Origin of the sequence: Paenarthrobacter sp. NPDC089714, from assembly GCF_044748905.1 — a bacterium.
Classification (GTDB): domain Bacteria; phylum Actinomycetota; class Actinomycetes; order Actinomycetales; family Micrococcaceae; genus Arthrobacter.
On record NZ_JBIVGX010000037.1, the window covers coordinates 1 to 2,645 of the forward strand.

Sequence of the window (2,645 nt, forward strand, 5' to 3'; positions counted from 1 at the left end):
TGCAGGGTTTTGGTGACGATGGAGTGGGTGTCGTTTTTGAAGTAGCGGCGTGCGGCTTGGCGGGTGTCGGAGAAGCCGAAGCCGTCTGCTCCGAGGGAGGCGAAGTCGTTGGGGATGTATTGGCGGATTTGGTCGGGGATGGCTTTCATGTAGTCGGAGACGGCGATGACGGGTCCGTGGTGGCCGTTGAGTTGTTGGGTGATGAAGGGGGTGGGTGCTTCGGTGCCGGGGTTCAGGAAGGCGTGTTCGTCGGCGGCGAGTCCGTCGCGTCGGAGTTCGTTCCAGGAGGTGACGGACCAGACGGTCGCGGCGACGCCCCAGTCTTCGGCCAGGATGCGGGCGGCGTCGAGGGCCCAGGGGACGGAGACGCCGGAGGCGAGGATTTGGGCGGTGGGCCGGTTGTTTTCTCCGGTGGGGGCGTCTGCGAGTTTGTAGATGCCTTTGAGGAGGCCGGTGGTGTCGAGGTTTTCGGGTTCGGCGGGTTGGGTGATGGGTTCGTTGTAGACGGTGAGGTAGTACATCACGTTCTGGTCCGTGCTGTTTTCACCGTACATTTGCTCGAGGCCGTGGCGGATGATGTGGCCGATTTCGTAGCCGTAGGCGGGGTCGTAGGTGCGTACGGCGGGGTTGGTCGCGGCGAGCAGGGGTGAGTGTCCGTCGGCGTGTTGGAGTCCTTCGCCGGTGAGGGTGGTTCGTCCTGCGGTGGCGCCGATGATGAAGCCGCGGGTCATTTGGTCCGCGGCGGCCCAGAAGGAGTCGCCGGTGCGTTGGAAGCCGAACATGGAGTAGAACACGTAGATCGGGACCAGGGGTTCGCCGTGGGTGGCGTAGGAGGTTCCGGCGGCGGTGAACGCGGCGACGGCTCCGGCTTCGTTGATGCCGGGGTGGATGAGTTGGCCGGCGGGGGATTCTTTGTAGGCCAGGACGAGGTCGCGGTCTACGGAGAGGTAGTTCTGGCCTTTGGGGTTGTAGATTTTCGCGGTCGGGAAGAACGCGTCCATGCCGAAGGTGCGTGATTCGTCCGGGACGACCGGGACGAGGCGGTGGCCGAAGTTTTTGTCCCGCATCAGGTCCTTCAACAAGCGGACGAAGGCCATGGTGGTCGCGGCTTGTTGTTTGCCGGAGCCGCGTTTGGCGATGTCGTAGGACTTGGTCTCGGGCAGGGTCACGGGGGTGTGGGAGGGGCGGCGTTCGGGCAGGAACCCGCCGAGGGCCTTGCGGCGTTCCATGAGGTACTGGATTTCGGGGGCGTCCATGCCGGGGTGGTAGTACGGGGGCCGGTAGAGGTCCGCGTCGAGTTGTTCGTCGGTGATGGGGATGCGCAGGTGGTCGCGGAAGGCTTTGAGGTCTTCCATGGTCAGTTTCTTCATTTGGTGGGTCGCGTTGCGGCCCTCGAAGTGCGGTCCCAGGCCGTAGCCCTTGACGGTTTTGGCGAGGATGACGGTGGGTTTGCCCTTGAATTCGGTTGCTGCCTTGTACGCGGCGTAGACCTTGCGGTAGTCGTGGCCGCCGCGTTTGAGGTTCCAGATCTGTTCATCGCTCAGGTCCGCGACCATGTCTTTGGTTTGCGGGGTGCGGCCGAAGAAGTGTTCGCGGACGAACCCGCCGGATTCGGCTTTGTAGGTTTGGTAGTCACCATCGGCGGTTTCGTTCATGAGGTTCACGAGCGCACCGTCGGTGTCGTTTTCCAGGAGGGTGTCCCATTCCCGGCCCCAGACGACCTTGATCACGTTCCAGCCCGCGCCGCGGAAGAACGCTTCGAGTTCCTGCATGATCTTGCCGTTGCCGCGCACGGGTCCGTCGAGGCGTTGGAGGTTGCAGTTGATGACGAAGTTCAGGTTGTCCAGGTTCTCGTTCGCGGCGAGCTGGAGCAGGCCACGGGATTCGGGTTCGTCCATTTCCCCGTCACCGAGGAACGCCCAGACCTGCTGGTCCGTGGTGTCCTTGATGCCGCGGTTGTGCAGGTACCGGTTGGACTGGGCCTGGTAGATCGCGTTCATCGGGCCGATACCCATCGACACGGTCGGGAATTCCCAGAACTGCGGCATCAGGCGCGGGTGCGGGTAGGAGGACAGGGCATGGCCTTCCTTGGACTTCTCCTGCCGGAACCCGTCCAAATCCTCTTCCGTGAGCCGGCCTTCCATGAACGCCCTGGCGTACATGCCCGGGGACGCGTGGCCCTGGAAGAACACCTGGTCCCCGCCCGAGGGGTGGTCCTTGCCGCGGAAGAAGTGGTTGAACCCCACCTCATACAACGTCGCGGCGCCGGCGTAGGTGGAGATATGCCCGCCCACACCAATATCGGCCCGCTGCGCCCGGTGCACCATCACGGCCGCGTTCCACCGCATGTACGCCCGGTACCGGCGCTCGAACTCCTCATTCCCCGGGAACACCGCTTCCTGGTCCACCGGGATCGTGTTCACATAATCAGTGGTCGTCACCATCGGAACACCCACGCTCCGGGCACCAGCACGCTGCAACAACGAACGCATAATATACTGCGCCCGCTCCGTACCCTGCTCCGCGATCAACGCATCAAGGGACTCAATCCACTCCGCGGTCTCTTCCGGATCACGATCAGGCAACTGGGCAGTCAACCCACTAAGGATGTGTGAGGTCTCTTCTCCTGCAGCCACGTCCAACCT

General features: G+C 63.3%; 1 protein-coding gene. It reads right to left on the reverse strand.

Annotated elements, in window-relative coordinates; translation table 11 throughout:
- Positions 1-2,636: pyruvate dehydrogenase (acetyl-transferring), homodimeric type (gene aceE / locus ACIPY3_RS23110; protein ID WP_400337886.1), on the reverse strand; the 2,636-nt coding region annotated here is incomplete at its 3' end.
- Positions 2,637-2,645: the final 9 nt, after the last annotated feature.